4 protein-coding genes are annotated in these 4,648 nt (G+C 61.5%); all 4 read right to left on the bottom strand.

The genetic code is table 11. The features are described 5' to 3' along the window. Positions 1–1,352 (bottom strand): dihydrolipoyl dehydrogenase family protein (locus AC1D0Z_RS16355; RefSeq protein WP_477659276.1); only part of this gene is annotated, 1,352 nt, incomplete at its 3' end. Further along, positions 1,349–1,939: an MFS transporter gene (locus AC1D0Z_RS16350; RefSeq protein ID WP_477659275.1), complete on the bottom strand. Its 591-nt coding sequence runs from the start codon at positions 1,937–1,939 to the stop codon at positions 1,349–1,351. The genes AC1D0Z_RS16355 and AC1D0Z_RS16350, both read right to left, overlap by 4 nt. A 16-nt stretch (positions 1,940–1,955) precedes the next feature. Continuing rightward, positions 1,956–3,620, bottom strand: a complete 1,665-nt coding sequence (gene aceF / locus AC1D0Z_RS16345; protein ID WP_477659274.1) for a dihydrolipoyllysine-residue acetyltransferase — start codon at positions 3,618–3,620, stop codon at positions 1,956–1,958. Positions 3,621–3,673: 53 nt separating this feature from the next. Continuing rightward, the coding region (locus AC1D0Z_RS16340; protein ID WP_477659273.1) for a transketolase-like TK C-terminal-containing protein at positions 3,674–4,648 on the bottom strand (975 nt) is incomplete at its 5' end.

The following is a 4,648-nucleotide window of genomic DNA, read 5'->3' as shown; positions in this document are numbered from 1 at the left end:
ATGTCGCCGATGGCAAAGATATGCGGCACGTTGGTGCGCATCTGGATGTCCACGGGAATGAAACCGCGGTCGGTGACGGTTACGCCTGCTTTGTCGGCTGCGATCTTTTTGCCGTTGGGCGTGCGGCCTACAGCCTGCAGCACCAGGTCATAGGTTTGCGGCGCCGGGGCGCTGCCACCCGCTTCCGCAGCCTCAAAGGTCACCTCGATGCCCGCCTTGGTCGCCTTGGCACCCACGGTTTTGGTTTTGAGCATGATGTTGTCAAAACGCGGTGCGTTCATCTTCTGCCAGACCTTGACCAGGTCGCGGTCGGCACCTTGCATCAGGCCGTCCATCATCTCGACCACGTCGAGGCGCGCACCAAGGGTGGAATACACCGTACCCATTTCAAGGCCGATGATGCCGCCGCCCAGGATCAGCATGCGTTTGGGAACTTCCTTGAGCGCCAGCGCGCCAGTGCTGTCGACCACACGTGGATCGTCCGGCATGAAAGGCAGGCGTACCGCTTGCGAGCCGGCGGCAATGATGCAGTTCCTGAAAGCGATGGTCTGGCTCTTGCCGGTTCTTTCCTGGCCTTCGGCACCGCCGGTTTCTTCAACCTGGAGATGATTGGCACCGACGAACTGTCCGATGCCGCGCACAGTAGTGACCTTGCGCATCTTGGCCATCGCTGCCAGGCCGCCGGTGAGCTTGCCGACGACTTTTTCCTTGTGCGTGCGCAATTTATTGATGTCGAGCTTGGGCTCCCCAAAACTCACGCCGAGGGCGTCGAAATGCTTGACCTCGTCCATCACGGCGGCCACATGCAGCAAGGCCTTGGAGGGAATGCAGCCTACATTCAGACAGACGCCGCCCAGCGTGGCGTAACGCTCTACCAGCACAACCTTCAGACCCAGGTCGGCGGCGCGGAAGGCAGCGGAATAACCGCCGGGGCCGGCACCCAGCACCAGCAAATCGCAGTCAAGATCGGCTGAGCCGCTGAAACTGGCCGCAACCGGGGCAGGTGCGGCTGAAGGGCTTGCTACGGTTTTAGGAGCTGCTTGCGCAGTGGCAGCGGGCGCTGCGGACTGTTTTGGTGCTGAATCCACAGCGGAAGCAGCTGCGCCGGCGCTTTCCAGTGTCAACACCACAGAACCCTGCTTGACCTTGTCGCCCACCTTGACCTTGACGTCCTTGACCACGCCGGCAGCGGACGACGGGATTTCCATCGAAGCCTTGTCGCTTTCCACGGTGATCAGGCTCTGCTCGGCCTTGATGGTGTCGCCGGGTTTGACCAGCACTTCAATGACGGACACTTCGTCGAAGTCGCCGATGTCCGGTACCTTGATGTCGATCACGGGGGATGCACTCATTTGGAGGCTTTCAATTTAAGGGTGAATATGTCGACGGGACCGGCGGAGTTCTTGTCGAACTCGCAACCCGCGTTCAAGCCGGCCATGGCCACTTCGCGTGCGGTCTTGGCCTTGTCCCAGGCGGCATGCATGGCGCCCAGCGCAAAGCTGCGGCCTGAGCCGATGCCCCAGAATTCCTTGAACTCAAAGACTTCACGGTAGCTGTAGAGGCCGTAAATGCCGCTGGCATTGGCGATCACGACGGTGAACTGGCTGGATTCGTAAGGGTCGTTGTCGTCTTCCTTGGTCTGCAGGAAAAACGTCTCCTTGAGCAGCGGATGCAGCTTGATGAAGGTGCCGAACACCTCGTCGCGCGAGCCCAGCTTGAGCTGGTCTTTTGGCAGAGCCGCCATGGCCTGGCGCAGCACAGGAAAATGCGCCACGGTGCCGGCCATGCCGACGTAGCTCATGCCGGCTGGCGTGTCGACCTTGAAGATCTTGCTGTTGGCCTCGAACCGGTGCGTGAGGCTGGTGTCGCCGAAGGTCACCAGCGTATCGGCGGCGATGGCAACCTGCCCCGCCTTTTTGACGACTACAAGTGTTGTCATGGTTCCGCTCTCCTGTTTAGAGGAGAACGCGGCGGAAGTCAGCGAGGATCTGGCCCAGGTAAGCGTTAAAGCGGGCGGCGCCGGCGCCGTCGATCACGCGGTGGTCCCAGGCCAGAGACATGGGCAGCATCAGGCGTGGCTGGAAGGCCTTGCCGTCCCAGACCGGCTCCATCTGGCTCTTGGAGACCCCGAGGATCGCAACTTCAGGCGCGTTGATGATGGGCGTAAAGTAACGCCCACCAATGCCGCCCAGCGACGAGATGGTGAAGCTGGCGCCCTGCATTTCGGCCGGCGTGAGCTTGCCATCACGTGCCTTCTTGGCCAGCTCGCCCATTTCCTGACTGATCTGCAGCACGCCTTTTTTGTCTGCGTCTTTCAGCACGGGAACGACCAGGCCATTGGGCGTGTCGGCGGCAAAGCCGATGTGGTAGTACTGTTTGTAGACGATCTGGTCGCCGTCGAGCGAGGCATTGAATTCGGGGAATTTCTTCAGCGCCGCAACGCTGGCCTTGATCAGGAAAGCCAGCATGGTGACCTTGAGGCCGGCCTTTTCGTTTTCCTTGTTGGTCGAAACGCGGAAGGCTTCGAGTTCGGTGATGTCGGCATCGTCATGGTTGGTGACGTGCGGAATCATCACGTAGTTGCGCAGCAGGTTGGCGCCGCTGATCTTCTTGATGCGTGACAGGTCCTTGCGCTCGACCGGGCCGAACTTGGTGAAGTCGACCTTGGGCCATGGCAGCAAATCAAGCCCTGCGCCGCCGCCCGAGGACGTGGGCGCTTTGGCGGCCTGCGCCTGGGTGCGGAGGCTGCCGTCCATCACCGACTTGGTGAAGGACTGAACGTCGTCTTGCGTGATGCGGCCTTTGGGGCCGCTGCCTTTGACTTCTGCCAGCGGCACGCCGAGTTCGCGCGCGAACTTGCGCACCGAGGGCGATGCATGCGGCAGGTTGCCTTGGGGCGCAGCGGTCGGGTTATGGGCCGGCTGGCTCGCGGGAACCGACGCAACGGCAGGAGCCGGTGCAGCGGCGGCGGCAGATGCCGCAGGGGCCGTTGCAGCCGGGGCCGGAGCGGGCGCAGGCGATGCGGCTGCCACGGAACCTTCGAGGACGGCCACCAGGTCGCCGATGTTGACGACGTCACCCATCTTGACCTTGAGTTCTTTCAGCATACCGGCGGCAGACGACGGGATTTCCATCGAGGCCTTGTCGGACTCCACGGTGATCAGCGACTGCTCGGCCTTGATGGTGTCGCCCGGCTTGACCAGGACTTCAATGACGGAGACATCCTTGAAGTCACCGATGTCGGGTACGCGGACTTCGACGGGGCCGGAAGCGGCAGCAGGGGCTGGCGCGGGCGCTGACGCTGCTACAGATTTGCTAGCTGCTTGCGCAGGCGCAGCGGGCGCTGCAGCTGTTTTTTCTGCCGGAGGAGCAGCTCCGGCACCAGCCACTTCCAGGGTAAGAACCACGGAGCCCTGCTTGACTTTGTCATCGAGCTTGACCTTCAGTTCCTTGACCACACCCGCATGGCTGGAGGGGATTTCCATGGAGGCCTTGTCGGACTCCACGGTGATGAGCGACTGCTCGGCTTTCACGGTGTCGCCGGGTTTGACCAGCAATTCAATCACCGTCACTTCGTCGAAATCCCCGATATCAGGAACTTGAATGTCTACCACTGCCATATTCTTGTCTCCGTTTGCTTCAGGCGTCTGTACGTCTACGTCAGGGTTTTAACTCAAGCGTAAAGCGGGTTGATCTTGTCGACATTGATGCCGTACTTCTTGATGGCTTCGCTCACCTTGGCGACCGGCACGGTGCCCTCCTCGCTCAGCGCCTTGAGCGCTGCCACGACGATGTAATGGCGGTTGATTTCGAAGTGCTCGCGCAGCTTGCTGCGGAAGTCGCTGCGGCCGAAGCCATCAGTGCCCAGCACTTTGTAGGTGCGACCCTTGGGGATGAAGGAGCGGATCTGCTCGGCGTAGGCTTTCATGTAGTCGGTCGACGCGATGACGGGGCCGGTGTGCTTTTCGAGCTGCTCGGCCACAAACGGCACCTTGGCCTTTTCGGCCGGGTGCAAGAGGCTCCAGCGTTCGGCGTTCTGGCCGTCGCGGGCCAGTTCGTTAAAGCTTGGGCAGCTCCACACGTTGGCAGCAACGCCCCACTCTTTCTCAAGCAACTCTTGCGCGGCGATGGATTCGCGCAGGATGGTGCCGGAACCCAGCAACTGCACGCGCGGGGTGAGCTTGGCGCCCTCTTTGCAGAGGTACATGCCCTTGATGATCTGCTCTTCAGTGCCGGGCTTGAGGCCGGGCATCGCGTAGTTTTCGTTCAGCAGCGTGAGGTAGAAGTAGACGTTGTCCTGCTTCTCGACCATGCGCTTGAGGCCATGGTGCAGGATGACGCCGACTTCGTGCGCAAACGTTGGGTCGTAGCTGATGCAGTTGGGGATGGTGCCGGCCAGGATGTGGCTGTGGCCGTCTTCGTGCTGCAGGCCTTCGCCGTTCAGTGTGGTGCGGCCCGAGGTGCCGCCCAGCAGAAAACCGCGCGCCTGCATGTCGCCGGCCGCCCAGGCCAGGTCGCCCACACGCTGGAAGCCGAACATCGAGTAGTACACGTAGAACGGGATCATGATCCGGTTGTTGGTGCTGTACGAGGTGGCCGCCGCGATCCAGCTGCTCATGCCGCCGGCTTCGTTGATGCCTTCCTGCAG

This window comes from Polaromonas sp. P1_E3, from assembly GCF_056405935.1.
Note: the sequence above shows the minus strand (reverse complement) of the source record. Positions and strands in the feature narration are given on the sequence as shown.

Bases quoted from the DNA above. Each gene is read 5' to 3' on its own strand.
- AC1D0Z_RS16350 (WP_477659275.1), bottom strand. From the start codon at position 1,939: ATGACAACACTTGTAGTCGTCAAAAAGGCGGGGCAGGTTGCCATCGCC.
- aceF (WP_477659274.1), bottom strand. From the start codon at position 3,620: ATGGCAGTGGTAGACATTCAAGTTCCTGATATCGGGGATTTCGACGAA.